This is a genomic window from Pseudomonas hefeiensis (assembly GCF_030687835.1).
Classification (GTDB): Bacteria; Pseudomonadota; Gammaproteobacteria; order Pseudomonadales; family Pseudomonadaceae; genus Aquipseudomonas; species Aquipseudomonas hefeiensis.
In genome coordinates this window covers 4,616,362-4,640,681 of sequence record NZ_CP117449.1, presented here as the reverse complement: position 1 = coordinate 4,640,681, position 24,320 = coordinate 4,616,362, and the positions used below count along the sequence as shown (strand labels likewise).

Here is a 24,320-nt window from a genome sequence, read left to right as displayed (position 1 = left end):
ATTCAGCATCCCTGCAAGCTGACCCGCCGCTATCGCGAGCAAGCTTTGCTCCCACAGGTTTTTTTGGGTGAATACAAGCCTGCACACGACTCGGAAACTGTGGGAGCGAGCCTGCTCGCGATGACGGCGACACATTCAGCATCCCGGCAAGCTGACCCACCGCTATCGCGAGCAAGCTTTGCTCCCACAGTTTTTTGGGGGGAATACAGCGCCTACGCACGACTCGGAAAAACTGTGGGGGCGAGCCTGCCCCCACTGGATTGCATTCAGCGCCCTGGTTAGCACCTCTATTTCAGCCTCTGGCAAAAGTTGGAAGGCTTCTTGCAATACCCCGTCTGCGCCCGTTTCGGGCGTCAAAAGTTTGCTTCACAGGAACGGGGATTATTGGTGGATCGCTCTCAGTTACTCAGCACCGCGCGCAACAACGTAGCCGACCTCAGCCGGGGTAATCTGGGCGTGCCGTTGTTGTTGCTGGTCATGCTCGCCATGATGATGCTGCCGGTGCCACCGTTTCTGCTGGACGTGTTCTTCACGTTCAACATTGCTTTGTCCATCGTTGTACTGCTGGTGTGTGTGTATGCATTGCGGCCACTGGATTTTGCGGTGTTCCCGACCATTCTGCTGGTGGCGACGCTGATGCGTCTGGCGCTGAACGTGGCGTCCACCCGGGTAGTGATGATCCACGGGCATGAAGGCCACGCCGCTGCCGGTAAGGTGATCCAGGCCTTCGGTGAGGTGGTGATTGGCGGAAACTACGTGGTAGGTATCGTCGTCTTCGCCATTTTGATGATCATCAACTTTGTCGTGGTGACCAAGGGCGCCGGGCGGATTTCCGAGGTGAGCGCGCGTTTCACCCTCGATGCAATGCCCGGCAAGCAAATGGCAATCGACGCTGACCTCAACGCCGGCCTGATCGACCAGGGCCAGGCCAAGGCCCGTCGCCTGGAAGTCGCCCAGGAAGCCGAGTTCTATGGCTCCATGGACGGTGCCAGCAAATTCGTGCGCGGCGACGCCATCGCCGGTCTGCTGATTCTCTTTATCAACCTGATCGGTGGCATGGCTGTCGGTATCTTTCAGCACGGCATGAGCTTCGGCGAGTCCGGCAAGGTTTACGCGCTGTTAACCATTGGTGACGGTTTGGTGGCGCAATTGCCATCACTGTTGTTATCCACAGCCGCCGCGATCATGGTGACCCGTGCGTCCGGCTCCGAAGACATGGGCAAGCAAATCGGCCGGCAGATGTTTGCTTCGCCCAAAGCGTTGGCCGTTGCAGCCGGACTGATGGCCGTGATGGGCCTGGTCCCCGGGATGCCCCATTTCTCGTTTCTGAGCATGGCCGCCCTGGCGGCGGGTGCTGCCTACCTGTTCTGGAAGAAGCAGAACGTGCAAAAGGTTCAGGCCCTGCAGGAGGTCAAGCGCCAGCAGGAACTGCTGCCATCGCCGGCTCGCGCCATGGAAACCAAGGAGTTGGGCTGGGACGACGTGACGCCCATTGACATGATCGGCCTGGAAGTCGGCTACCGCCTGATCCCCTTGGTGGATCGCAATCAGGGGGGGCAATTGCTCGCCCGGATCAAGGGTGTGCGTAAGAAGCTGTCCCAGGATCTGGGCTTTCTGATGCCCACCGTACATATTCGTGACAACCTCGATCTGGCGCCAAGTGCCTATCGCTTGACGCTGATGGGCGTGATTCTGGCCGAAGCCGAGATCTACCCGGACCGTGAGCTGGCGATCAACCCGGGGCAGGTCTACGGTTCGCTCAGCGGCATTACCGCCAAGGATCCGGCTTTTGGCCTGGAAGCGGTATGGATCGAAATCAGCCAGCGGGCCCAGGCTCAGTCCCTCGGCTATACCGTGGTGGATGCCAGTACCGTGGTCGCCACCCACTTGAACCAGATTCTGTACAAGCACTCCAGCGAGCTGATCGGCCACGAAGAAGTCCAGCAATTGCTGCAAGTACTGGCCAAAGGCTCGCCCAAACTGGCCGAAGAGTTGGTGCCCGGCGTGGTTTCGTTGTCGCAATTGCTCAAGGTGTTGCAGGCGCTGTTGGCCGAGCAGGTGCCGGTGCGCGACATTCGCAGCATTGCCGAGGCTATCGCCAACAACGCTTCTAAGAGTCAAGATACCGCCGCTCTGGTCGCTGCGGTGCGGGTTGGCGTATCCCGCGCAATCGTCCAAAGCATTGTAGGTACTGAGTCCGAGCTGCCTGTGATCACGCTGGAGCCAAGGTTGGAACAGATATTGCTCAATAGTCTGCAGAAGGCAGGACAAGGCTCGGAAGAGGGCGTTCTGCTGGAGCCAAGCATGGCCGAGAAGCTGCAGCGTTCGTTGATCGATGCAGCCCAGCGGCAGGAGATGCAAGGCCAACCGGTGATCCTGCTGGTGGCCGGTCCGATTCGCGCGATGCTTTCGCGATTCGGGCGCCTCGCGGTCCCGGGGCTGCATGTGCTGGCGTACCAGGAAATACCGGACAACAAGCAAGTGACCATCGTTGCGACAGTAGGGCCCAACGGCTGAGGTAGTGGTTTATGCAAGTGAAGCGTTTTTTCGCCGCCGATATGCGTCAGGCCATGAAGCTGGTTCGTGACGAGCTGGGTGCTGAAGCAGCCATCATCGGCAACCGCCGGATCGCCGGCGGTGTCGAGCTGACGGCGGCTCTGGATTACAAATTGTCGGCGCTGGCCCCACGTGTTCCCAACATGGAACTTGAGGATGAGCTGCGCAAGACCCAGTCGCGCATCGCCAGTGCCCAGGCCGAATTGAGCTTGCGCAGCAGCGACGGCGAAGCCAGCGCGGGCACCAATCGTCAATTGTTCGCCGGCCAGCCACTGACCGCCGGACTGCCGTTGACCGCTGCCGAGCCGCTGGTCGAGCAGGCCAAGGCCGAGCCGCGTCGTCCGGCACCGACCCAGGTAGCGTCAGGCGGTGGCGTCGACCCGCGTGCCTTGGACTCAATGCGCTTCGAACTCAACAGCCTGCGTGAACTGATGGAAGTTCAGCTCGGCTCCCTGGCCTGGAACCAGTTGCAAGGCAACCGTCCGGCCCAGGCTAACCCTGTGGCGTCGCCTGCAACGCATCGGTCTGTCCGGCCCGTTGTCCCGCGACCTGCTGGCGCTGATCAACGATATCGAAGAACCTCGCCAGGCCTGGCGCATGTTGCTGGCGCACCTGGCGCGGATGATCGCCACACCGGAAGTCGAGCCCCTCGAAGAAGGTGGAGTCATTGCCATGGTCGGCCCGGCCGGCATGGGCAAGACCACCACCCTGGCCAAGCTCGCAGCGCGTTATGTACTCAAGTACGGCGCTCAGAGCATCGCCCTGGTGAGCATGGACAGCTTCCGTATCGGTGCCCAGGAACAACTCAAGACCCTGGGTCGGATCCTCAATGTGTCGGTGACCCATGTGGATCCGGGCCAAGTCCCTGGCCCAGGCGCTGGAACCACTGCTGCGCAAGCGCGTCGTACTGATTGATACCGCCGGCCTGCAAGCCAGCGATCCGGCCCTGCGCATGCAGCTCGAAAGCCTGGCCGGGCGCGGTATCCGGTCAAAAAATTATCTCGTGTTGGCAACCACCAGCCAGAAACAGGTTCTAACCGCCGCATACCACAGCTACAAACGCTGCGGGCTGGCCGGCTGCATCCTGACTAAGCTGGATGAAACGGCAAGCCTGGGCGAGGTGTTGAGCCTGGCCATCGGTCATGATTTACCGGTGGCCTACCTGACCGACGGGCCGCGGATCCCGGATGATTTGCATCTGCCGCGCCGTCATCAACTGGTCAGTCGTGCCGTGAGTGTGCAAATGCAGGAAGAACCCAGCGAAGAAGCCATGGCTGATATGTTCGCTGACATCTACCACAGCCCGACCAAGCAGGTCGGCTGAGGTAATCATGAATATTTTTTGTACCTACATCGATGGTCTGCCATGCATTGTTCCTTCATGCGAGCGCGCAGCCAGTAATGTGGCCTCCGTCTAAGTAAGACAAGGTAAAGAACGAACATGGGCAGCATGCATCCCGTACAGGTGATCGCGGTGACCGGCGGCAAAGGTGGCGTCGGCAAGACTAACGTGTCAGTGAACTTGTCCCTGGCTCTGGCAGAGCTTGGCCGACGGGTCATGCTGCTGGACGCCGACCTGGGCCTGGCGAACGTCGATGTGCTGCTGGGGCTCACACCCAAGCGCACGCTGGCGGACGTGATAGAGGGCCGCTGCGAACTGCGCGACGTGCTGCTGCAGGGGCCGGGCGGAATCCGCATCGTGCCCGCGGCGTCCGGTACCCAGAGCATGGTTCACCTGACCCCGGCCCAGCACGCCGGCCTGATCCAGGCCTTCAGCGACATCGGTGACAACCTTGATGTGCTGGTGATCGACACCGCAGCCGGTATCGGTGATTCGGTCGTCAGTTTCGTACGCGCTGCCCAGGAAGTGCTCCTGGTGGTTTGCGACGAACCGACGTCCATCACCGACGCCTATGCCCTGATCAAGCTATTGAATCGCGACTACGGCATGAACCGCTTCCGCGTCCTGGCCAACATGGCCCAGAGCCCCCAGGAAGGACGCAACCTGTTCGCCAAGTTGACGAAGGTCACGGATCGCTTCCTGGATGTCGCCCTACAATACGTCGGCGCTGTGCCCTACGACGAAAGCGTACGCAAGGCTGTCCAGAAGCAACGTGCCGTTTATGAAGCCTTTCCACGTTCCAAATGCGCGCTGGCGTTCAAGGCAATCGCCCAGAAGGTCGATACCTGGCCGCTGCCGGCCAACCCGCGCGGGCATCTGGAGTTTTTCGTCGAGCGTCTCGTGCAACAAACAGCAGGGCCCGTGTTATGACAGCCAGCGGTTACAACCATCTCTACAAGAAATCGGCACGGGACGCCCAATACGAACTGATCGAGCGTTACGCGCCTTTGGTCAAGCGTATCGCCTATCACTTGCTGGCGCGTTTGCCGGCCAGTGTCCAGGTCGAAGACCTGATCCAGGCGGGCATGATCGGCCTGCTCGAAGTGTCGAACAAATACGACGCGAGCAAGGGCGCCAGTTTCGAGACCTATGCAGGTATCCGCATTCGCGGGGCGATGCTCGATGAAGTCCGCAAGGGTGATTGGGCGCCGCGTTCGGTGCATCGCAATACCCGCATGGTCAGTGACGCAATTCGCGCCATTGAAGCTAAAACCGGGCGTGACGCTAAAGATCACGAGGTTGCGGCCGAACTCCAATTGAGTCTCGATGATTATTACGGGATTTTGAACGATACCTTGGGCAGCCGCCTGTTCAGTTTCGACGACCTGTTGCAGGACGGCGAACACGAAGGGCTGCACGAGGATGGCGCGAGTGCTCACATGGAGCCATCGCGTGATCTGGAAGATGAGCGTTTCCAGAGCGCGCTGGCGGATGCGATTGCCAATTTGCCGGAGCGTGAGCGACTGGTCTTGGCGCTGTACTACGACGAAGAGCTGAACCTCAAGGAAATCGGTGAGGTCCTGGGGGTCAGCGAATCGCGGGTCAGCCAGTTACACAGCCAGTGCGCGGCCCGTTTGCGGGGGCGTTTGGGGGAGTGGCGAGCGCGCTGACAGGCAGTGTGGGGACACTGCGAACGGGATTGGCATGGCTTGCGCTGCGCCAGTCTCCATCCGTTGTGCTCCAGACCGTTGTCGAGTGTTGTGCCGGATTGATTGAAATGGCGCGTTCAGGTGCTGGGCGCGTTTAAGACTGCTTGGAGGTCGAATTGGACAAGAACATGAAAATCCTCATCGTTGATGACTTCTCAACGATGCGGCGGATCATAAAAAACCTGTTGCGTGACCTTGGGTTCACCAACACTGTCGAGGCCGACGATGGCACCACTGCCATTCCGGTTCTCAACAGCGGAAGCATCGACTTTCTGGTGACTGACTGGAACATGCCCGGCATGACCGGTATCGACTTGCTGCGCCATGTGCGCGCCGACGAAAAACTCAAGCACCTTCCGGTGCTGATGGTCACTGCCGAAGCCAAGCGCGAGCAGATCATCGAAGCGGCCCAGGCCGGTGTGAACGGCTACGTGGTCAAACCCTTCACGGCCCAGGCGTTGAAAGAGAAGATCGAAAAAATCTTCGAACGCATCGGTTAACGGCGCCACGGGGGAGCTATGGATAACGAATCTTCAATGGGCGACTTTGAATCGACCCTGAAAAAACATGCCCGCGAACTGGTCGACAGCCTTGAAAAAGGCCGCTTTGGCGATGCGGTTCAAATGATCCATGAGCTCAACCAGACCCGTGACCGCGGTCTGTATCAGGAAGTGGGCAAGCTCACGCGTGAACTGCACAGCGCGATTGTCAATTTTCAGATCGATCCGAATATGCCGCAGGCCGAGGAGGTCTCGCAGATCACCGACGCGACCGAGCGTCTGGGTTATGTGGTCAAGCTGACCGAGGCCGCGGCCAACCGCACCATGGACCTGGTGGAGAGCGCAACGCCGCTGGTCAATGGCCTGAGTGATGAAGCCCAGGCCTTGAGCACCGACTGGGGCCGTTTCATGCGGCGCGAAGTCGGTGCTGAAGAGTTTCGGGAGCTGGCCCGTCGGGTCGACGGTTTCCTGACGCGCAGTAGCACCGAGAACCGCGCCGTGGCGAGCAACCTCAACGACATTCTGCTGGCTCAGGACTATCAAGACCTGACCGGCCAGGTGATCAAACGGGTGACCCAACTGGTCACCGAAGTGGAAAGCAATCTGCTCAAACTGGTGTTGATGGCCAGCCAGGTCGACCGCTTTGCAGGCATCGAACACGACCGTGAAGCGATGCTTGCGGAAAAAGATCCACAAAAACATCTCTCTCAGGGTGAAGGTCCGCAAATTCATGCCGATAAAAGAGAAGACGTTATGTCCGGTCAGGACGATGTGGACGATTTGCTGTCCAGCCTTGGATTCTGAGTTTTAGCCCTGTTTTAGGAGCAGCCATTAATGAGCTTCGGCGCCGATGAAGAGATCCTTCAGGATTTCCTGGTTGAGGCCGGCGAGATTCTAGAGCAACTGTCCGAGCAATTGGTCGAGCTGGAAAGCCGACCAGATGATGCGGATCTGCTCAATGCAATTTTTCGCGGTTTCCACACTGTAAAAGGAGGCGCCGGCTTCCTCCAGCTCAATGAGCTGGTGGAGTGCTGTCATATTGCCGAGAACGTGTTCGACATCCTGCGCAAGGGTGAGCGTCGCGTTGACTCGGAATTGATGGACGTGGTGCTCGAAGCGCTGGACGCGGTCAACAGCATGTTCAGCGAAGTGCGCGAGCGCTCACCGATCACCGCTGCTACGCCTGAGCTGCTCGCCGCTCTGGCGCGCCTGGCCGAGCCGCAGTCGGCTGACGAAGCCGCACCGGCAGCCGCAGCAGTGGTTGAGGAGCCGGTCGCCGAGGAGTCCGGCGACATCACTGATAACGAATTCGAACAACTGCTGGACTCTCTGAACGCCGTCAAGGCCCAAGCCCAGGCTCCGGCCGCGCCTGCTGCCCCGGTCGCGCCAGCCACCGATGCCGCCGCCAGCGACGAAATTACCGACGCCGAGTTCGAATCGCTGCTCGATCAGCTTCACGGTAAGGGCCAGTTTGCCCCCGATGCGGCCGTTCCGGCGGCGACCCCGGTCGCCCCGAAAGCGGCGGGCGACAACTCCGATATCACTGACGATGAATTCGAAGCCCTACTCGATCAGTTGCATGGCAAGGGCACCTTTGCCGTTGATGCACTGGACTCGGCCATCGCTTCGGCGCCGACCCCGGCCAAGCCCGCCGCCGCAGTGGCTGGCAGCGACCTGATCAGCGATCACGAATTCGAATCACTACTCGACGAACTGCACGGCAAAGGCAAGTTCAGCGAAGTCGGCACGGCCTCAACGGCTGCGCCTGCCGCAACTGCCGCTGCGCCGGCGCAGACTGCAGTGTCCAAGCCCGCTGCCAAGGCGCCGGAACCGAAAGCCGAGACACCCAAACCCGCCGCTGCCGCCGCACCGGCGCCAGCCCGTGCACCGGCGGCTGCACCGGCGGAAAAGCCGGCCAGCGAAGCCGAGACCACCGTTCGAGTCGACACCGCTCGCCTGGACGAGATCATGAACATGGTCGGCGAACTGGTGCTGGTGCGTAACCGCCTGGTGCGCCTGGGCCTCAACAGCCAGGACGAAGCCATGGCCAAGGCCGTGTCGAACCTGGACGTGGTCACGGCTGACTTGCAGACTGCGGTCATGAAGACCCGGATGCAGCCGATCAAGAAAGTCTTCGGGCGCTTCCCGCGCCTGGTTCGCGACCTGGCACGCCAGCTCAAGAAAGAAATCAACCTGGAACTGGTGGGTGAAGAGACCGACCTGGACAAGAACCTTGTCGAGGCCCTGGCCGACCCGCTGGTCCACTTGGTGCGCAACGCGGTCGACCATGGCATCGAGTCGCCGCAGGAGCGCGAAGAGTCAGGCAAGCCCCGTAGCGGCAAGGTGATACTGGCCGCCGAGCAGGAGGGCGACCACATCCTGCTGTCGATCTCCGACGATGGCAAAGGCATGGACCCGAATGTGCTGCGCGCCATCGCTGTGAAGCGTGGCGTAATGGACAAGGATGCCGCCGACCGCCTGAGCGACTCCGAGTGCTACAACCTGATCTTTGCGCCGGGCTTCTCGACCAAGACCGAGATTTCCGACGTGTCGGGCCGTGGCGTGGGCATGGACGTGGTGAAAACCAAGATTTCTCAGCTCAACGGTTCGATCAACATCTACTCGACCAAGGGCCAGGGCTCGAAAATCGTCATCAAGGTCCCGCTGACCCTGGCGATCATGCCGACCCTGATGGTGATGCTGGGCAACCAGGCGTTCGCCTTCCCGCTGGTCAATGTCAACGAGATCTTCCACCTCGACCTGTCGCGCACCAACGTGGTGGACGGCCAGGAAGTGGTGATCGTGCGGGACAAGGCACTGCCGCTGTTCTACCTCAAGCGCTGGCTGGTCAGCTCCGCTGCTCATGTCGAGCAGGGCGAAGGCCATGTGGTGATCCTTTCGGTGGGCACCCAGCGGATCGGCTTCGTCGTCGACCAGTTGGTGGGCCAGGAGGAAGTGGTCATCAAGCCGCTAGGCAAGATGCTCCAGGGCACTCCGGGCATGTCCGGCGCCACCATTACCGGCGACGGCCGCATCGCTTTGATTCTCGATGTGCCAAGCATGCTCAAGCGTTACGCCGCACGGCGTATTTGATTCTGGAGGGGCGCGGCCCGCAGCCGCGTCTCGTCTAACGGAGTGTTTATGGTAGTTAAAGTCCTGGTGGTGGACGATTCGGGGTTTTTCCGCCGCCGCGTCTCGGAAATTCTCTCGGCGGACCCGAGTATTCAGGTCGTCGGTACGGCGACCAACGGCAAAGAGGCAATCGATCAGGCGCTGGCGCTCAAGCCTGACGTGATCACCATGGACTACGAGATGCCGATGATGGACGGCATCACGGCGGTGCGGCATATCATGCAGCGCTGCCCGACCCCAGTATTGATGTTCTCCTCCCTGACACATGAAGGCGCCCGGGTGACCCTCGATGCGCTGGACGCCGGGGCGGTGGATTTCCTGCCGAAAAATTTCGAAGACATCTCGCGCAACCCCGACAAGGTTCGGCAATTGCTATGCGAGAAGGTCCACAGCATTTCCCGCAGCAACCGGCGTCTCGGCACCTATAGCGCACCTGCGCCGGCTCCAGCTCCAGCTCCAGCCCCGGCTTCGTCGGGCGGCTTCAATCCGGCCCCTGCGCGCAGTGCTGCGGCCCCTGCGCCAGCTCGCTCCGCGCCAGCCAGTGCGTCGTCGCCGGCTCCCAAGCGCAAAGCCTACAAACTGGTCGCTATTGGTACGTCCACCGGTGGCCCGGTTGCCTTGCAGCGGGTTCTGACCCAGTTGCCGGCCAACTTTCCGGCTCCGATCGTACTGATCCAGCATATGCCCGCAGCCTTCACCAAGGCGTTCGCCGAGCGCCTCGACAAGCTGTGTCGTATCAGCGTCAAGGAGGCCGAGGATGGCGACATCCTGCGTCCGGGCCTGGCGCTGCTGGCGCCGGGCGGCAAGCAGATGATGATCGATGGCCGCGGCGCGGTGAAAATCCTGCCCGGCGATGAGCGTCTCAATTACAAGCCGTGCGTGGACATCACTTTCGGCTCCGCGGCTAAATCCTACGGCGACAAAGTTCTGGCGGTGGTGCTTACCGGCATGGGCGCCGACGGTCGTGAAGGCGCGCGCCTGCTCAAGCAGGGCGGCAGCGCCATTTGGGCCCAGGATGAAGCCAGTTGCGTGATCTATGGTATGCCGATGGCGATCGTCAAAGCCGATCTGGCCGACGCGGTGTACGGGCTGGACGACATAGGTAGACACCTGATCGAGGCGTGCCTGTAATGGATGTGCTCAGCCTGATCGGCATCATCATGGCGTTCGTCGCCATTATTGGTGGCAATTACCTGGAAGGCGGTCACCTGGGAGCCTTGGCCAACGGCCCGGCCGCGCTGATCGTGATCGGCGGCACCATCGGCGCGGCGCTGTTGCAGTCGCCCATGAGCGCCTTCAAACGCGCCATGCAGGTGCTTATCTGGATTCTGTTCCCGCCGCGAGTTGACCTGGCCGGTGGCATCGACCGCGTGGTGAACTGGAGCCTGACCGCCCGCAAGGAAGGCTTGCTGGGGCTGGAAGGGGTGGCCGACGCCGAGCCGGACAGCTACTCGCGAAAAGGCCTGCAACTGCTGGTGGACGGCGCTGAGCCGGAGGCCATCCGCGGCATCCTGGAAGTGGATTTCTATACCCAGGAAAGCCGTGACATCGAAGCGGCCAAAGTTTTTGAAAGCATGGGTGGCTATGCGCCGACCATCGGCATCATCGGTGCGGTGATGGGCCTGATCCACGTGATGGGCAATCTGGCCGATCCGTCGCAACTGGGCAGCGGTATCGCCGTGGCCTTCGTCGCGACCATTTATGGTGTGGCCAGTGCCAACCTGGTGCTGTTGCCGATCGCCGCCAAGCTCAAGTCCATTGCGTTGCGCCAGTCGCGTTATCGCGAAATGTTGCTGGAAGGGATCCTGTCGATCGCCGAAGGTGAAAACCCGCGCTCCATTGAGTTGAAGCTTCAGGGCTTCATGGACTGATGGAAAACGTAGGGCGCTCAGGTCTGCGCCAAACTTGTGGCGAGGGGATTTATCCCCGTTGGGCCGCGAAGCGGCCCCAAAACCTGGTACCTCGATGTACCAGATTGATCGAGTCGTTTGCCTTGGGGCTGCTGCGCAGCCCAGCGGGGCGGTGCGACGTTTCGCTAAATCCCCTTGCCACCAAGGCAGCGGCAAGCTCTGTTTCGTCATTTACTATGGGCACGCTCTAACATGGCACGTCGCAGGCATCGTGAAGAACACGTCAACCATGAACGCTGGCTAGTGTCTTACGCCGACTTCATCACGCTGCTGTTCGCTTTTTTCGTGGTCATGTATTCGATTTCGTCGGTCAACGAAGGCAAGTACAAGGTTATTTCCGAGGCGCTGATCGGGGTCTTTACCGACTCCGACCGCGCCCTCAAACCGATTCCCATCGGCGATGAGCGACCCAAGACCACCACGCCGGCCAAGCCGCTGGTCAGGGATTCCGAGCAGGTCGATGCCGGTATCGCCGGCGGCAGCGATCCGTTGAAAAGCATTGCCGATGATATCAGCGCGGCGTTTGGCGACCTGATCAGCTCCAATCAGATGACCGTGCGCGGCAACGAGTTGTGGGTTGAGATCGAACTCAACTCCAGCCTGTTGTTTGGCAGCGGCGACGCGATGCCCAGCGACATGGCGTTCAACATCATCGATAAAGTGGCCGCGATCCTCAGGCCCTTCGACAATCCGATCCACGTTGAAGGCTTCACTGACGACCAGCCGATCCGCACCGCGCAGTACCCGACCAACTGGGAACTGTCATCGGCCCGTTCGGCGAGCATTGTGCGCATGCTCGCCATGCAGGGCGTAAACCCCGGCCGGCTGGCGTCGGTGGGCTATGGTGAATTCCAGCCGGTGGCCAACAATGCCACCGCCGAGGGGCGGGCGCGCAACCGGCGGGTGGTGCTGGTGGTGTCGCGCAACCTTGAGGTGCGCCGCAGCCTGACCGGGACCGGCACGGCCCATGCAACACCGGATGCGGCATTGAAGCGCGCTGGCACACAAACTGCACCGCCCCAGCCCAAGTCGCCGGGAAGACAGAGCGCCGTCAATTCTCCGTCACCCGCTTTATAACTGAGCTATTTCTCGGCCGAGCCTGTATCGGCCGGGAGGAACAATCCGAATGAGAGTCTGGGCAGTCGCCAATCAAAAAGGTGGTGTGGGTAAAACCACATCTTCCATCGCTTTAGCCGGATTGCTGGCCGAGGCGGGCAAGCGCGTGGTCATGGTCGATCTGGACCCCCACGGCTCGATGACCAGCTACTTTGGTTATGATCCCGATAGCCTGGAGCACAGCAACTACGACCTGTTCCTGCACAAGGGCGGTGTGCCCGAAGGCCTGCCGGGGCAGTTGTTGCAGTCCACCAGCGATGAGCGGATCTCCCTGCTGCCATCCAGCACCGCCCTGGCGACCCTGGAACGGCAGTCGCCGGGACAAAGCGGCCTGGGCCTGGTGATCGCCAAGAGTCTGGCGCAATTGTGGCAAGATTTCGATTACGCGATCATCGACAGCCCGCCGCTACTTGGCGTGCTGATGGTCAACGCCCTGGCGGCCAGCCAGCAACTGGTTATCCCGGTGCAGACCGAGCACCTGGCAGTCAAGGGCCTGGAGCGCATGGTCAATACCCTGGCGATGATCAACCGCTCGCGCAAGCAAACGTTGGCCTTCAACATCGTGCCGACCCTGTTTGACCGTCGCACCCAGGCGTCCCTGAGCACCCTGCGCGTCCTGCGGGACATGTACCCGGATGACATCTGGCAAGGCTACATTCCAGTGGACACCCGTTTGCGTGATGCCAGTCGTGCCGGCGTGACCCCTTCGCAATTCGATGGCAAGAGCCGCGGCGTGCTGGCCTACCGGGCGCTGCTCAAGCACCTGCTGGCCCAGCAGCTCGTTTCGCAGCAGGTGGCTTAAGGTGACCAGGCTTACCAAAGGCACTGCACTCGCTTGTGAGCGCTCAAGTCCTGGCGCATGCATGCCGATAACCTTTTCAAGTGGCGCACTGTTCCTATGAGCCGCCCGATAAAGACAACCTCGCGTCCGCAATTGGCCCTGCAGTCTTATCTGGATGGGCTGCTGCAGGAAGCAACCGAAGAATTGCCACCGCAAGCGAGCGTGACCGAGGCGTTGCCCGAGCCCGTAGAAGCCGAGGGTGTGCTGGATGAATTTCAAGCGGCCGTGCTCGAAGAGCAGGCTCGTGATGCACACAAAACAGTGATTGCCGCGGCAGTCGAGGCTCCGTTCATCAAGCCTCAGGTGGCAGTGATGGAGGCGCCTGCGCCGATCCTTGCGCCGGTCTCGACCGTTGCACCGTTGTTGCAGGGCCTGGTGACGCCGGTGGTGGAAGTCCATCTGCCACCCAGTAGCCCACCGCCGCTGGTGCCGACCGACGACCGTCCGGCCTGGGCGGCTGAGCCGTTCGAGTGTTTGTTGTTCGATGTGGCCGGGTTGACCCTGGCGGTGCCGCTGGTATGCCTGGGATCGATTTATTCCCTGGCTGGGCAGGAACTGACGCCGTTGTTCGGCCAGCCTGAATGGTTTCTGGGGATCCTGCCGAGCCAGGCCGGCAACTTGAAAGTGCTGGATACCGCGCGCTGGGTAATGCCGGACCGTTATCGCGATGACTTTCGCCAGGGCCTGCAGTACGTGATTTCAGTGCAAGGTTATGAATGGGGGTTGGCGGTGCATCAGGTCAGTCGCTCGCTGCGCCTGGATCCGAACGAGATCAAGTGGCGCAGCCATCGAGGGCAACGGCCATGGTTGGCCGGTACGGTGATCGAACACATGTGCGCCTTGCTGGACGTTTCCGAGCTGGCTGAGCTGATCGCCAGCGGCGGGGCAAAACACCTGGGCGGCGCCAAGCCGGTCCAGAAACCGAAATAAGACAACCGGTGACGCACAGCGTCACGGGGCAGAACACACACCGCCACAGGCGGTTTTTCGAGGGGTCAGGGTATGAATGATAAGGCGTCGTCTCTCAAGGGTTCCGAAGATCCGATTTTGCAATGGGTAACCTTCAAACTCGATAACGAAACCTACGGCATCAACGTGATGCGTGTTCAGGAAGTGCTGCGCTATACCGAGATCGCCCCGGTACCGGGTGCGCCAAGCTACGTGCTGGGCATCATCAACCTGCGCGGTAACGTGGTCACGGTGATCGACACTCGCCAGCGGTTTGGCCTTAACTCCACCGAGGTCAACGACAACACCCGGATCGTGATCATCGAGGCCGATAAGCAAGTGGTCGGCATCCTCGTCGACAGCGTCGCTGAAGTGGTTTACTTGCGTCAGTCGGAGATCGAGACCGCGCCTAACGTCGGTAACGAAGAGTCGGCCAAGTTCATCCAGGGCGTGTGCAACAAGAACAACGAGTTGCTGATCCTGGTCGAGCTGGAGAAGATGATGAGCGAAGAGGAATGGTCGGAACTGGAGAGTATCTGATTTGATTCTTGAGGTAGCAGTCATTGTCCTGTTCCTTTTCTGGGCAGGCACGCTGGCGATGTTTGTCGCGTACATACGCGGGCAGCGGCAGATCGCCGCTCAGCAGGCCCAGGGCGATGCGTTGCGTGATCAACGCATCAGGGACCTGGCCAAACGCGTCGACGATTACCAGAACGGCACCGTGCGCATGGGGCGAAGCCCTGCACGAGTTACGCGCCGTGGTCGCCCCGTTGCCGGACAAACTGGCCCAACTGGAGCAGCGCGATCCCTCGAGCCTGTCCTTCGCCCAGGCCGCCCGCCTGGTAGGCATGGGCGCCAGTGTCGACGAATTGACCCAGGCCTGCGGCTTGACCCAGGCCGAGGCGGAGTTGATGAGCAAGTTGCATAAGGGCGGCTGATAACTTCAAGCGGCAAGCAAGATCAAGAGATCGCAGCCTTTGGCAGCGCCTACAGGGTTCACTTCACCTGTAGGCGCTGCTGAAGGCTGCGATTTTTTTTGGGGGGAGCACTTTTGAGGCTAGGGGATTTATCCCCGCTGGACCGCGAAGCGGTCCTGAATCCGGGCGATCCGGCGAGTCAGAGAAAATGAGTCGTTTTTTTTGGGGTTGCTACGCAACCCAGCGGGGATAAATCCCCTCGCCACAGGAACAGCATCGCAGTGATCAATAATCGTCGCCGCGCTCTGTCACATCCTTCTCGACACTTGGCGCATCCGGGTCGTAGCCCTGCGGGAATTTCCCCTTCAAGTTCCAGGCAAACGCGATGATCTCGGCAATCGTGCGATACAACTCTTCCGGGATGCTGTCGCCCAACTCCATCCGCGCCAACAGCTTCACCAATTCAGCGTTTTCATAGATTGGCACTTCGCTTTCCCGGGCGATCCGCAGGATTTCCTCGGCCAGGGCTTCATCGCCCTTGGCGGTGAGGGTCGGGGCGCGGAGGCCGTCGTACTTGAGGGCGATGGCCTGGCGTGGTGCGGTGTCGGTTGTCATGCGGTTTCGTCCACCCAGCGTTGTTCCAGTCGAGTCTTGGGGCCTTGGGGCGGGGAGCCGAGGTGGCAGTCCAGGTCGCCAACGTTCAGGCCACAGGTCACCAGGCGCTCCCGCAGCGCTGTCAGATTGCTTTCAATCAGGCTTGCGGTGTACGGCCGCTCGGCCCACAGCTGGCTCGACAGGCTGCCGCTGAGCAACTGGGCCTGAATCTGCAACGGCCCAAGCGGCTCCATGTCGAACGCCAGCTCAACCCGCCAGAGCTGTTGTTTCGGCTCGCGTTCTTCACGGCGTTCCTGTGACTCTTCCCGGGGCGGGGTTTCCTCGCGCTGGAATTTGACCTGCAGAGGCACGATGTCCTGCAGGTTGCGCATGGGGATTTCCAACTGCCAGGTACTCATCAGCCGACCGTCGTCGGTCAGACCGGTCTGTTCCAGGCTAGACAACTGATGGCTTTGCAGGCGCGACACAGCGGCGGCGGCCAGGCGCAGCAGCTGTTCCAGGTCGCCTTCATCGTCCTGGCCTTTCAACAGGCGCGAAGGCAGGGGGAAACTGGTGGGTTGCGGCTTGACGCTGACCTGGCCGAGGGTTCCCAGAGCGTTACGCACGAAGCTGGGCAGCGCCTGGGCCAACGTGTTGGCGGCAATGATGGCGGCGAGGTTGGTTGAGGCGGGCAGGGCCGGGGTCAGTTGGGCGATCAGTTTCAGCAGATCGCCCTTCATGTCTGGTGCCAGGCTCGGTACTTGCCCGGCCAGCAGTTTGCTTTCCAGGAACGTGCCGCTGGCGGCCATGGCCAGGGCCAGCCCTTTGGGCGTACTCAGTTGCTGGACATCCGGCAGGCCCGCCAACAGGCGTGTCACTGCGGCGCGCAGCTCGGCACCAGTGTCGTCGCCGGTCGGAAGCTTTTGCAACGCGCTGATCAAACTGTCCAGCGAGCCCTGGCGGTTCATCTGCGTGACCAGTTGCTGGCTCACCGCCAGTTGTTCCTGGCGGTTGCTCAGGGGGACGAATTTCAAGGTCTGGGCGTCCTGCACCTGAGCGCTCAATAGCGTGCCGATGCGCAGCGGCTGCGGGCTGTCGATGTCCAGGGTACTGCCGGCCTGGGCGGTGTTGAGCAGGCCCACCAGCGACCGGTAAACCGCCGGTTGCCCCGGCAATTGCGGTAACGCCTGGCTGGTGAGTACTTTGCCTTGCAACAGAGTGCCGACCGGCATCTGTGCCGTGTCGATTCGGGTCAGGGTGGCGACGCTGGAGGCGATGGCCTGCTGCACGGTAATCGCCAGGTTGCTGGCGGACGGCTGAGTCACGGCCAGGCTGGTGCCTTGGGGCAATGGCTGGGTACTGGTGGCTTGCACGGTGGTTTGGCGGCCGCTCTCCAGGGTGACCTTGAGCAACAGCTGGAAGGCCTGTTCCGCCTGCTTGAGCGACAACACCTCGGCCTTGGCGGTCTGGCCTGCACCGATCAGGCCTTCGACCGGCGTCAGCAATTTGAGCAGTTCACCCGTGACCGCCGGCATACGTGTCGTTGCCGGGGCCTGAGGCAGCGGCGGGATGTTCATGTCGCCTGTCATCTGCGGTCTTACCTTGGGAAACTAATTGAGCACGCCCCCTGGGGCATGACATGTATAATGCCGCCGGTCTTTCAGGGAGTGGCGAAAACCTTGCAATTGTTTGACGCAGCTCTGTGGAACCGGCCACCAAAGCATCTATGCTGCACCTCTTTAACGGCCGCTGCATTGCCGACTTGAACCGTATAAGGCCCGCGATCCCTTGACCAGTCCTCTCCTGCAAACCGTCGGCCTCGCCTGTGAGCGAGATTTGCGGCTGCTTTTCGAAAATCTCGAATTGAGACTCTCGCCTGGCGATATGGTGCAGATCAGCGGTCCCAACGGCAGTGGCAAGACCAGCCTGTTGCGCCTGTTGGCCGGGTTGATGCAGCCCACCGCCGGCCAGGTGCTGCTCAATGGTCAACCGTTGCACAGCCAGCGCAGCGAACTGGCCCGTAATCTGCTCTGGATAGGCCATGCCGCCGGCATCAAGGATTTGCTGACGCCTGAAGAAAACCTCAGTTGGCTCGGCGCGCTGCATCGACCGGCCGGGCGTGAGGCGATCTGGCAAGCGCTGGCGACGGTGGGCCTGCGCGGCTTCGAAGACGTGCCGTGCCACACCCTTTCCGCCGGCCAACAGCGCCGCGTAGCCCTGGCCCGGTTATATCTGGACGGCCCGCCGCTGTGGATTCTCGACGAGCCGTTCACCGCCCTGGACAAGCAGGGTGTGGCGCAGCTCGAGGAGCACCTGGCCGGGCACTGCGAGAGTGGCGGCTTGGTGCTGTTGACCACCCACCACACATTGGCGCGGATGCCGTCCGGTTATCGCAACATTGATCTGGGGAACTGGGTCGTATGAGTGTGTTTGGCCTGTTGCTTGCCCGCGAGGCGCGCCTTTTGTTCCGCCGTCCGGCCGAACTGGCCAATCCGCTGGTGTTCTTCGCGATTGTCATCGCGCTGTTCCCGTTGGCGGTCGGTCCTGAGACTCAATTGTTGCAAACCTTGTCGCCGGGGCTGGTCTGGGTGGCAGCGCTTTTATCGGTCCTGCTCTCGCTGGACGGGCTTTTCCGCAGTGATTTCGAGGACGGATCCCTGGAGCAGTGGGTCCTTTCGTCGCACCCCCTGGCCCTTCTGGTTTTGGCCAAGGTACTGGCACACTGGGTTTTTTCCGGCCTGGCGCTGGTGCTGCTCTCGCCGCTGCTGGCGATGATGCTGGGCTTGCCCGCCGCCTGCATGCCGGTATTGTTGGTGTCGCTGTTGCTGGGCACGCCGGTGTTGAGCCTGCTCGGTGCAGTCGGCGCGGCATTGACGGTGGGGTTGAAGCGCGGCGGCCTGTTGCTGGCACTGCTGATCCTGCCGCTGTATATCCCGGTGTTGATCCTGGGCAGTGGTGCTTTGCAAGCCGCGCTGCAAGGCATGCCGGCAACCGGTTATCTGCTGTGGCTTGGGAGCCTGACCGCCCTGGCGATAACCCTGACACCCTTTGCAATAGCCGCTGGCCTGAAGATCAGCGTCGGCGAATAATAATGAGGCCTGGTCAAGAACTGACCACTTCTTTTGAAGTAAAGGCTGACCTGGCGGCTCGTGATGGCGAGCCGCGACCGTGATGGAAACAGCAATGAACTGGACCTGGTTTCATAAGCTCGGCTCACCCAAGTGGTTCTACGGCATCAGTGGCAAACTGCTGCCTTGGTTGAGCCTCTTCGCGCTGCTGCTGATCGGCGTCGGCGTGGTCTGGGGCCTGGCCTTCGCACCGCCGGACTACCAGCAAGGCAACAGCTTTCGCATCATCTATATTCACGTTCCCACGGCGCTGTTGGCCCAGTCCATCTACGTGATGCTGGCGGTGTGCGGCGTGGTCGGGCTGGTGTGGAAGATGAAGCTGGCGGACGTGGCTCTGCAATGCGCCGCGCCCATCGGTGCCTGGATGACCGCCGTGGCGCTGGTCACCGGCGCGATCTGGGGCAAGCCGACCTGGGGCTCGTGGTGGGTCTGGGATGCCCGACTGACGTCGATGCTGATCCTGCTGTTTTTGTACTTCGGTCTAATTGCGCTGGGCAACGCCATCAGCAATCGTGACAGCGCCGCCAAGGCCTGCGCGGTGCTGGCGATTGTCGGCGTGATCAACATCCCGATCATCAAGTACTCGGTGGAGTGGTGGAACACCCTGCACCAGGGCGCGACCTTCACCCTCACGGAAAAACCGGCGATGCCCGTGCAAATGTGGCTGCCGCTGTTGTTGACCGTGCTGGGTTTCTACTGCTTTTTTGGCGCGGTGCTGTTATTACGCATGCGCCTGGAAGTGCTCAAGCGCGAGTCCCGGGCCAGTTGGGTGAAGGCCGAAGTACAGAACAGCCTGGAGGCCGCTCGATGAGTTTTGCATCATTCGGCGATTTTCTCGCCATGGGCCATCACGGCCTGTATGTCTGGTCCGCCTATGGCATCTGCCTGGCGGTGCTGGCCCTCAACGTGGCGGCGCCGATCCTGGCCCGCAAGCGGTATCTGCAACAAGAGGCGCGTCGTCTGCGCCGGGAGAACGGTCAGTGAATCCGCTGCGCAAAAAACGTCTTGTCATCATTCTTGCCATCCTGGTGGGTGTCGGCGCCGCGGTCGGCCTGGCCCTGAGCGCCCTGCAACAGAACATCAACCTGTTTTACACCCCGACCCAGATTGCCAACGGCGAAGCGCCCAAGGACACGCGCATTCGTGCCGGCGGCATGGTGGAGGAGGGGTCCCTGGTGCGTACCGGGGATTCGCTGGACGTGAAATTCAACGTCACCGATTTCAACAAGACCGTGACCATCACCTACCGTGGCATCCTGCCGGACCTGTTTCGCGAAGGGCAGGGCATCGTCGCCCTGGGCAAACTCAACGCCGCTGGCGTGGTGGTGGCCGATGAAGTACTGGCCAAGCACGATGAAAAATACATGCCGCCGGAAGTGACCAAGGCTTTGAAAGACAGCGGCCAGTCGGCGCCCGCTCCCGTGAAGGAGGGTTGATCGATGACCGGTCTCTATATTCCCGAGCTGGGCCACCTGGCGATGATCCTGGCCTTGTGTTTCTCCATCGTTCAGGCGGTGGTGCCTTTACTCGGTGCCTGGCGCGGCGATCGTTTGTGGATGAGCCTGGCCCAGCCGGCGGCGTGGGGGCAGTTCGCTTTCATGTTGTTCGCCTTCGGTTGCCTGACCTACGCGTTCATGGCCGATGATTTTTCCGTAGCGTACGTTGCCGGCAACTCCAACAGCGCCTTGCCGTGGTATTACAAGTTCAGCGCGGTGTGGGGCGCCCATGAAGGGTCTCTGTTGCTCTGGGCGTTGATCCTAGCCGGCTGGACCTTCGCGGTCTCGGTGTTCTCCCGGCAGTTGCCCCAGGTGATGCTGGCCCGGGTGCTGGCGGTGATGGGGATGATCAGCATCGGTTTCCTGTTGTTCCTGATCGTTACCTCTAATCCGTTCGAGCGCATCCTGCCCCAGGTGCCGATGGACGGTCGCGACCTCAACCCGTTGCTGCAGGACATCGGCCTGATCGTTCACCCGCCGATGCTCTACATGGGGTACGTCGGATTCTCCGTGGCCTTCGCGTTCGCCATCGCCGCGCTGCTGGGCGGTCGTCTCGATGCCGCATGGGCGCGCTGGTCGCGCCCCTGGACTATCGTCGCCTGGGCTTTCCTCGGAGTCGGCATCACCCTCGGTTCGTGGTGGGCTTACTACGAACTCGGCTGGGGTGGCTGGTGGTTCTGGGACCCGGTGGAAAACGCCTCCTTCATGCCCTGGCTGGTGGGCACCGCGCTGATTCACTCCTTGGCCGTCACGGAAAAACGCGGCGTGTTCAAAAGCTGGACGGTACTGCTGGCCATCGCGGCATTCTCCCTGAGCCTGCTGGGAACCTTCCTGGTGCGTTCCGGCGTGCTGACGTCGGTGCATGCCTTTGCCTCCGACCCTGAGCGTGGGGTGTTCATCCTGATGTTCCTGCTGTTGGTGGTCGGCGGCTCGCTGACACTGTTCGCTTTGCGGGCGCCGGTGGTGAAAAGCCAGGTCGGCTTCAACCTCTGGTCCCGGGAAACCCTGTTACTGGGCAACAACCTGGTGCTGGTGGTCGCGGCGTCGATGATCCTGCTGGGCACGCTGTACCCGCTGGTGCTCGACGCGCTGACTGGCGCCAAGCTGTCGGTTGGACCGCCGTACTTCAATGCCTTGTTCATTCCGCTGATGGCGATCCTGATGGTGGTGATGGCTATCGGCATGCTGGTGCGCTGGAAAGACACACCGGTCAAATGGCTGATGGGCATGTTGACGCCCGTGCTGCTGGGCACTGCTGCCCTGGCCGTCATCGCCGGGATCGCGTATGGCGATTTCAACTGGGCAGTGCTGGCGACCTTCGTGCTGGCGGCCTGGGTGTTGCTGGCCGGCGTCAGGGATATCTTCGACAAGACCCGCCACAAGGGCTTGATCAAGGGCCTGCCAACCCTGACCCGCAGCTACTGGGGCATGCAGCTCGCTCACCTGGGTATCGCCGTCTGCGCCCTGGGCGTGGTGCTGTCCAGCCAGAACAGCGCCGAGCGCGACCTGCGTCTGGCACCCGGGGAGTCCATGGATCTGGGTGGCTATCAGTTCGTGTTCGAGGGTGCCAAACATTACGAAGGCCCGAACTTCACCTCCGACAAGGGCACCGTGCGGGTGCTGCGCGACGGTCAGCAAGTGACCGTGCTGCATCCGGAAAAGCGCCTCTACACCGTGCAGAATTCGGTGATGACCGAAGCCGGGATCGATGCCGGCTTCACCCGCGACCTCTATGTGGCGCTGGGTGAGTCTTTGGGTGATGGCGCGTGGGCGGTGCGGGTCCACGTCAAGCCGTTCGTGCGCTGGATCTGGTTCGGTGGCCTGCTTACCGGCCTGGGTGGCGTGCTGGCGGCACTGGATCGTCGCTATCGAGTCAAGGTGAAAACCCGGGTGCGTGAAACCCTGGGCATGACGGGAGCCCCTGCATGAAACGTTGGTTGATGCTGTTACCGCTGGCGCTGTTTCTGTTGATGGCGGTGTTTTTGTACCGGGGGCTCTACCTGAACCCGGCCGAATTACCGTCGGCGATGATCGGCAAGCCGTTCCCTGAGTTTTCCCTGCCGTCGGTGCAGGGCGACAAGACACTGACGCGGGCGGACCTGCTGGGCAAACCGGCGCTGGTCAATGTCTGGGGCACCTGGTGCATTTCCTGCCGGGTCGAACATCCGGTACTGAACAAACTGGCCCAGAACGGCGTGGTGATCTACGGCGTCAACTACAAGGACGTCAACGCCGATGCCTTGAAGTGGCTGGCCGAGTTCCACAACCCGTATCAACTGGATATCCGCGATGAAGAAGGCTCCCTGGGCCTGAACCTGGGCGTCTACGGGGCGCCGGAAACCTTCTTCATCGACGCCAAGGGTGTCATCCGCGACAAGTTCGTCGGCGTGATCGACGAACAGGTCTGGCGCGAGAAACTGGCCGCCAAGTATCAGGCGCTGGTCGATGAGGCCAAACCATGAAGCGCTGGTTAGCAGCCGTCATCCTCGGGGTGAGCCTGGCTGGTGTGGCCCACGCGGCCATCGACACCTACGAATTCGCCAACGAGGGCGAGCGCGAGCGGTTTCGTGAACTGACCAAGGAACTGCGCTGCCCCAAGTGCCAGAACCAGGACATCGCCGATTCCAACGCGCCGATTGCCGCCGACCTGCGCAAGGAAATTTTCCGCATGCTCGGCGAGGGCAAGGACAACCAGCAGATCATCGATTTCATGGTGGACCGCTACGGTGAGTTCGTACGCTACAACCCGGCCTTGACCTCCAAGACCGCGCTGCTCTGGTTTGGCCCCGCCGGACTGTTGTTCGGTGGTTTGGTGGTCATCGCGGTGATTGTGCGCCGTCGTCGGGTCCAGCGCACGGCTGCCCCGGATACGCTTTCTGTCGAAGAGCGCCAGCGCCTCGACCAACTGTTGGATAAAACCAAGCATGATTGATTTCTGGCTCGCCGCAGGTCTGCTTCTCCTGATTGCCCTGAGTTTTCTGTTGATCCCCGTATTGCGTGTTCGCCGCGCCCAGCGTGAAGAGGACCGTACCGCACTCAACGTGGCGCTGTACCAGGAGCGCGTCGCCGAGTTGCAGTCCGAGCAGGAAGAGGGCGTGCTGAACGCCGCGCAACTGGACACCGGCCGCGCCGAAGCCGCTCGTGAGCTGCTCGCCGACACCGAAGGCGCCGATGCGCCGCGCGAGTCTCGCTTGGGTAAGCCGTTGCCGTTGCTCGCCGCCGTGCTGGTGCCGGTGCTGGGCCTGGGGCTGTATCTGCATTTCGGCGCCAGCGACAAGGTCGAACTGACCCGTGAATTCGCCCAGGCGCCGCAGTCGATGGAAGAAATGACCCTGCGCCTGGAACGCGCAGTGGCCGCGCAACCGGACTCCGCCGAGGGCCTGTATTTCCTCGGTCGTACCTACATGGCGCAGGACCGACCGGCGGATGCGGCGAAGGTCTTCGAGCGCACCGTGGCGGTGGCCGGTCGCCAACCTGAGTTATTGGGGCAGTGGGCTCAGGCGCAGTATTTCGCCGATGGCAAGAAATGGTCGGACAAGGTCCAGGCCCTCACCGACGAAGCGCTCAAGCTCGATCCCAAGGAAGTCACCAGCCTGGGTCTGTTGGGAATCGCCGCGTTTGAAGGCGAGCGCTATCAGGAGGCCATTGATTACTGGGGGCGTCTGCTGGTGGAACTGCCGGAAGGCGACAAGTCTCGTGAGGCGCTGCAGGGCGGTATCAGCCGCGCTACCGAGAAGCTTGAGGCCAGCGGCGGCAAGGTCGCCCAGGCGCCAGTGACCAAGGCTGCGGCATTGCTCAAGGTGCGCGTCGAGCTGGCGCCAGCGCTCAAGGCCAAGGTGCAACCGGGCGACAGCGTGTTCATCTTTGCCCGCGCCGCTTCCGGCCCGCCGGCGCCGCTGGCGGCCAAGCGTCTGACGGTCGCTGACCTGCCTGTTACCGTGGAGCTGGGCGATGCGGACGCCATGATGCCGCAACTGAAACTGTCGAACTTCCCCGAAGTCCAACTGGTGGCGCGCATTTCCCGGGCCGGTCAGCCGACCGCCGGCGAATGGATCGGTCGCAGCAAGCCTCTGGCGAGCAGCACCACGGCGCAGCAACAACTGACTATCGACAGCCCGGATAAATAACAGG

At 61.5% G+C, this 24,320-nt stretch carries 23 protein-coding genes and 2 pseudogenes; 23 read left to right on the top strand and 2 right to left on the bottom strand.

Annotated elements, in window-relative coordinates:
• The first annotated feature begins 387 nt into the window (after positions 1-387).
• From flhA to PSH57_RS20715, 14 genes and pseudogenes are all read left to right on the top strand, one after another.
• Positions 388-2,517: a flagellar biosynthesis protein FlhA gene (gene flhA, locus PSH57_RS20780; RefSeq protein ID WP_305385230.1), complete on the top strand. Its 2,130-nt coding sequence runs from the start codon at positions 388-390 to the stop codon at positions 2,515-2,517.
• 11 nt (positions 2,518-2,528) lie between these two features.
• Positions 2,529-3,880: pseudogene (flhF, locus tag PSH57_RS20775) on the top strand (flagellar biosynthesis protein FlhF).
• A 117-nt stretch (positions 3,881-3,997) separates the two neighbouring features.
• On the top strand, positions 3,998-4,828 hold the full coding sequence (gene fleN / locus PSH57_RS20770) for a flagellar synthesis regulator FleN (RefSeq protein WP_003184001.1): 831 nt from the start codon (positions 3,998-4,000) through the stop codon (positions 4,826-4,828).
• Complete coding sequence (fliA, locus tag PSH57_RS20765) at positions 4,825-5,568, top strand: RNA polymerase sigma factor FliA (RefSeq protein WP_003184000.1); 744 nt, start codon at positions 4,825-4,827, stop codon at positions 5,566-5,568. The genes fleN and fliA overlap by 4 nt, the downstream gene beginning before the upstream one ends.
• A 167-nt stretch (positions 5,569-5,735) precedes the next feature.
• A complete protein-coding gene (locus tag PSH57_RS20760; RefSeq protein ID WP_003183998.1) occupies positions 5,736-6,107 on the top strand; it encodes a chemotaxis response regulator CheY in 372 nt (123 codons plus the stop codon).
• 18 nt (positions 6,108-6,125) lie between these two features.
• Positions 6,126-6,911, top strand: a complete 786-nt coding sequence (locus tag PSH57_RS20755; protein WP_057448511.1) for a protein phosphatase CheZ — start codon at positions 6,126-6,128, stop codon at positions 6,909-6,911.
• A gap of 30 nt (positions 6,912-6,941) precedes the next feature.
• Entirely contained in the window at positions 6,942-9,200 is a 2,259-nt protein-coding gene (locus tag PSH57_RS20750) for a chemotaxis protein CheA (protein WP_305385221.1), read from the top strand.
• A gap of 48 nt (positions 9,201-9,248) precedes the next feature.
• Positions 9,249-10,370 (top strand): protein-glutamate methylesterase/protein-glutamine glutaminase, encoded by a 1,122-nt coding sequence (locus PSH57_RS20745; RefSeq protein ID WP_305444735.1) that lies wholly within the window; start codon positions 9,249-9,251, stop codon positions 10,368-10,370.
• A complete protein-coding gene (locus tag PSH57_RS20740; RefSeq protein ID WP_305385219.1) occupies positions 10,370-11,110 on the top strand; it encodes a flagellar motor protein in 741 nt (246 codons plus the stop codon). Before PSH57_RS20745 ends, PSH57_RS20740 begins: the two co-directional genes overlap by 1 nt.
• Positions 11,111-11,341: 231 nt before the next feature.
• Positions 11,342-12,226: a flagellar motor protein MotD gene (gene motD, locus PSH57_RS20735; protein WP_305385218.1), complete on the top strand. Its 885-nt coding sequence runs from the start codon at positions 11,342-11,344 to the stop codon at positions 12,224-12,226.
• A 49-nt stretch (positions 12,227-12,275) separates the two neighbouring features.
• Entirely contained in the window at positions 12,276-13,067 is a 792-nt protein-coding gene (locus PSH57_RS20730; protein ID WP_256231492.1) for a ParA family protein, read from the top strand.
• A 96-nt stretch (positions 13,068-13,163) separates the two neighbouring features.
• Positions 13,164-14,036, top strand: coding sequence for a CheW domain-containing protein (locus PSH57_RS20725; protein WP_305385217.1), 873 nt, complete (start codon positions 13,164-13,166; stop codon positions 14,034-14,036).
• A 72-nt stretch (positions 14,037-14,108) separates the two neighbouring features.
• Entirely contained in the window at positions 14,109-14,594 is a 486-nt protein-coding gene (locus tag PSH57_RS20720) for a chemotaxis protein CheW (RefSeq protein ID WP_024778681.1), read from the top strand.
• Between the two features lies 1 nt (position 14,595).
• Positions 14,596-14,992, top strand: a pseudogene (locus PSH57_RS20715) (DUF2802 domain-containing protein).
• Between the two features lie 264 nt (positions 14,993-15,256).
• Here the strand turns inward: PSH57_RS20715 and PSH57_RS20710 are convergent.
• Entirely contained in the window at positions 15,257-15,586 is a 330-nt protein-coding gene (locus tag PSH57_RS20710; RefSeq protein WP_305385214.1) for an EscU/YscU/HrcU family type III secretion system export apparatus switch protein, read from the bottom strand.
• Positions 15,583-17,154, bottom strand: a complete 1,572-nt coding sequence (fliK, locus tag PSH57_RS20705; protein ID WP_305385212.1) for a flagellar hook-length control protein FliK — start codon at positions 17,152-17,154, stop codon at positions 15,583-15,585. Before fliK ends, PSH57_RS20710 begins: the two co-directional genes overlap by 4 nt.
• Positions 17,155-17,353: 199 nt before the next feature.
• On the opposite strand from fliK, the gene ccmA reads away from it, so the two are divergent.
• The 9 genes from ccmA (at position 17,354) to ccmI (ending at position 24,316) form a co-directional block, all read left to right on the top strand.
• The gene (gene ccmA, locus PSH57_RS20700; RefSeq protein WP_305385210.1) at positions 17,354-17,989 is read left to right on the top strand and encodes a cytochrome c biogenesis heme-transporting ATPase CcmA; all 636 of its coding nucleotides are present in this window, start codon (positions 17,354-17,356) and stop codon (positions 17,987-17,989) included.
• On the top strand, positions 17,986-18,654 hold the full coding sequence (gene ccmB, locus PSH57_RS20695; RefSeq protein ID WP_003183957.1) for a heme exporter protein CcmB: 669 nt from the start codon (positions 17,986-17,988) through the stop codon (positions 18,652-18,654). The genes ccmA and ccmB overlap by 4 nt, the downstream gene beginning before the upstream one ends.
• A 94-nt stretch (positions 18,655-18,748) precedes the next feature.
• A complete protein-coding gene (locus PSH57_RS20690) occupies positions 18,749-19,504 on the top strand; it encodes a heme ABC transporter permease (RefSeq protein WP_256231485.1) in 756 nt (251 codons plus the stop codon).
• A complete protein-coding gene (ccmD, locus tag PSH57_RS20685; RefSeq protein WP_007939192.1) occupies positions 19,501-19,677 on the top strand; it encodes a heme exporter protein CcmD in 177 nt (58 codons plus the stop codon). Before PSH57_RS20690 ends, ccmD begins: the two co-directional genes overlap by 4 nt.
• Positions 19,674-20,129, top strand: a complete 456-nt coding sequence (gene ccmE / locus PSH57_RS20680) for a cytochrome c maturation protein CcmE (RefSeq protein ID WP_305416059.1) — start codon at positions 19,674-19,676, stop codon at positions 20,127-20,129. Before ccmD ends, ccmE begins: the two co-directional genes overlap by 4 nt.
• Before the next feature lie 3 nt (positions 20,130-20,132).
• The gene (locus tag PSH57_RS20675) at positions 20,133-22,118 is read left to right on the top strand and encodes a heme lyase CcmF/NrfE family subunit (RefSeq protein WP_305385208.1); all 1,986 of its coding nucleotides are present in this window, start codon (positions 20,133-20,135) and stop codon (positions 22,116-22,118) included.
• A complete protein-coding gene (locus PSH57_RS20670) occupies positions 22,115-22,651 on the top strand; it encodes a DsbE family thiol:disulfide interchange protein (RefSeq protein ID WP_047226276.1) in 537 nt (178 codons plus the stop codon). Before PSH57_RS20675 ends, PSH57_RS20670 begins: the two co-directional genes overlap by 4 nt.
• Positions 22,648-23,121, top strand: a complete 474-nt coding sequence (locus tag PSH57_RS20665; protein WP_305385205.1) for a cytochrome c-type biogenesis protein — start codon at positions 22,648-22,650, stop codon at positions 23,119-23,121. The genes PSH57_RS20670 and PSH57_RS20665 overlap by 4 nt, the downstream gene beginning before the upstream one ends.
• Positions 23,114-24,316 carry a c-type cytochrome biogenesis protein CcmI gene (ccmI, locus tag PSH57_RS20660; RefSeq protein ID WP_305416057.1) on the top strand — a complete coding sequence of 401 codons (1,203 nt, stop codon included), beginning with the start codon at positions 23,114-23,116 and terminating at the stop codon, positions 24,314-24,316. Before PSH57_RS20665 ends, ccmI begins: the two co-directional genes overlap by 8 nt.
• Positions 24,317-24,320: the final 4 nt, after the last annotated feature.

Bases quoted from the DNA above. Each gene is read 5' to 3' on its own strand.
- PSH57_RS20690 (WP_256231485.1), top strand. From the start codon at position 18,749: ATGAACTGGACCTGGTTTCATAAGCTCGGCTCACCCAAGTGGTTCTAC.
- PSH57_RS20755 (WP_057448511.1), top strand. From the start codon at position 6,126: ATGGATAACGAATCTTCAATGGGCGACTTTGAATCGACCCTGAAAAAA.
- fliA (WP_003184000.1), top strand. From the start codon at position 4,825: ATGACAGCCAGCGGTTACAACCATCTCTACAAGAAATCGGCACGGGAC.
- PSH57_RS20760 (WP_003183998.1), top strand. From the start codon at position 5,736: ATGAAAATCCTCATCGTTGATGACTTCTCAACGATGCGGCGGATCATA.
- ccmI (WP_305416057.1), top strand. From the start codon at position 23,114: ATGATTGATTTCTGGCTCGCCGCAGGTCTGCTTCTCCTGATTGCCCTG.
- PSH57_RS20670 (WP_047226276.1), top strand. From the start codon at position 22,115: ATGAAACGTTGGTTGATGCTGTTACCGCTGGCGCTGTTTCTGTTGATG.
- PSH57_RS20750 (WP_305385221.1), top strand. From the start codon at position 6,942: ATGAGCTTCGGCGCCGATGAAGAGATCCTTCAGGATTTCCTGGTTGAG.
- fliK (WP_305385212.1), bottom strand. From the start codon at position 17,154: ATGACAGGCGACATGAACATCCCGCCGCTGCCTCAGGCCCCGGCAACG.
- PSH57_RS20720 (WP_024778681.1), top strand. From the start codon at position 14,109: ATGAATGATAAGGCGTCGTCTCTCAAGGGTTCCGAAGATCCGATTTTG.
- fleN (WP_003184001.1), top strand. From the start codon at position 3,998: ATGGGCAGCATGCATCCCGTACAGGTGATCGCGGTGACCGGCGGCAAA.
- ccmB (WP_003183957.1), top strand. From the start codon at position 17,986: ATGAGTGTGTTTGGCCTGTTGCTTGCCCGCGAGGCGCGCCTTTTGTTC.
- PSH57_RS20730 (WP_256231492.1), top strand. From the start codon at position 12,276: ATGAGAGTCTGGGCAGTCGCCAATCAAAAAGGTGGTGTGGGTAAAACC.
- PSH57_RS20740 (WP_305385219.1), top strand. From the start codon at position 10,370: ATGGATGTGCTCAGCCTGATCGGCATCATCATGGCGTTCGTCGCCATT.
- motD (WP_305385218.1), top strand. From the start codon at position 11,342: ATGGCACGTCGCAGGCATCGTGAAGAACACGTCAACCATGAACGCTGG.
- PSH57_RS20665 (WP_305385205.1), top strand. From the start codon at position 22,648: ATGAAGCGCTGGTTAGCAGCCGTCATCCTCGGGGTGAGCCTGGCTGGT.
- PSH57_RS20710 (WP_305385214.1), bottom strand. From the start codon at position 15,586: ATGACAACCGACACCGCACCACGCCAGGCCATCGCCCTCAAGTACGAC.
- PSH57_RS20745 (WP_305444735.1), top strand. From the start codon at position 9,249: ATGGTAGTTAAAGTCCTGGTGGTGGACGATTCGGGGTTTTTCCGCCGC.
- PSH57_RS20725 (WP_305385217.1), top strand. From the start codon at position 13,164: ATGAGCCGCCCGATAAAGACAACCTCGCGTCCGCAATTGGCCCTGCAG.
- PSH57_RS20675 (WP_305385208.1), top strand. From the start codon at position 20,133: ATGACCGGTCTCTATATTCCCGAGCTGGGCCACCTGGCGATGATCCTG.
- ccmD (WP_007939192.1), top strand. From the start codon at position 19,501: ATGAGTTTTGCATCATTCGGCGATTTTCTCGCCATGGGCCATCACGGC.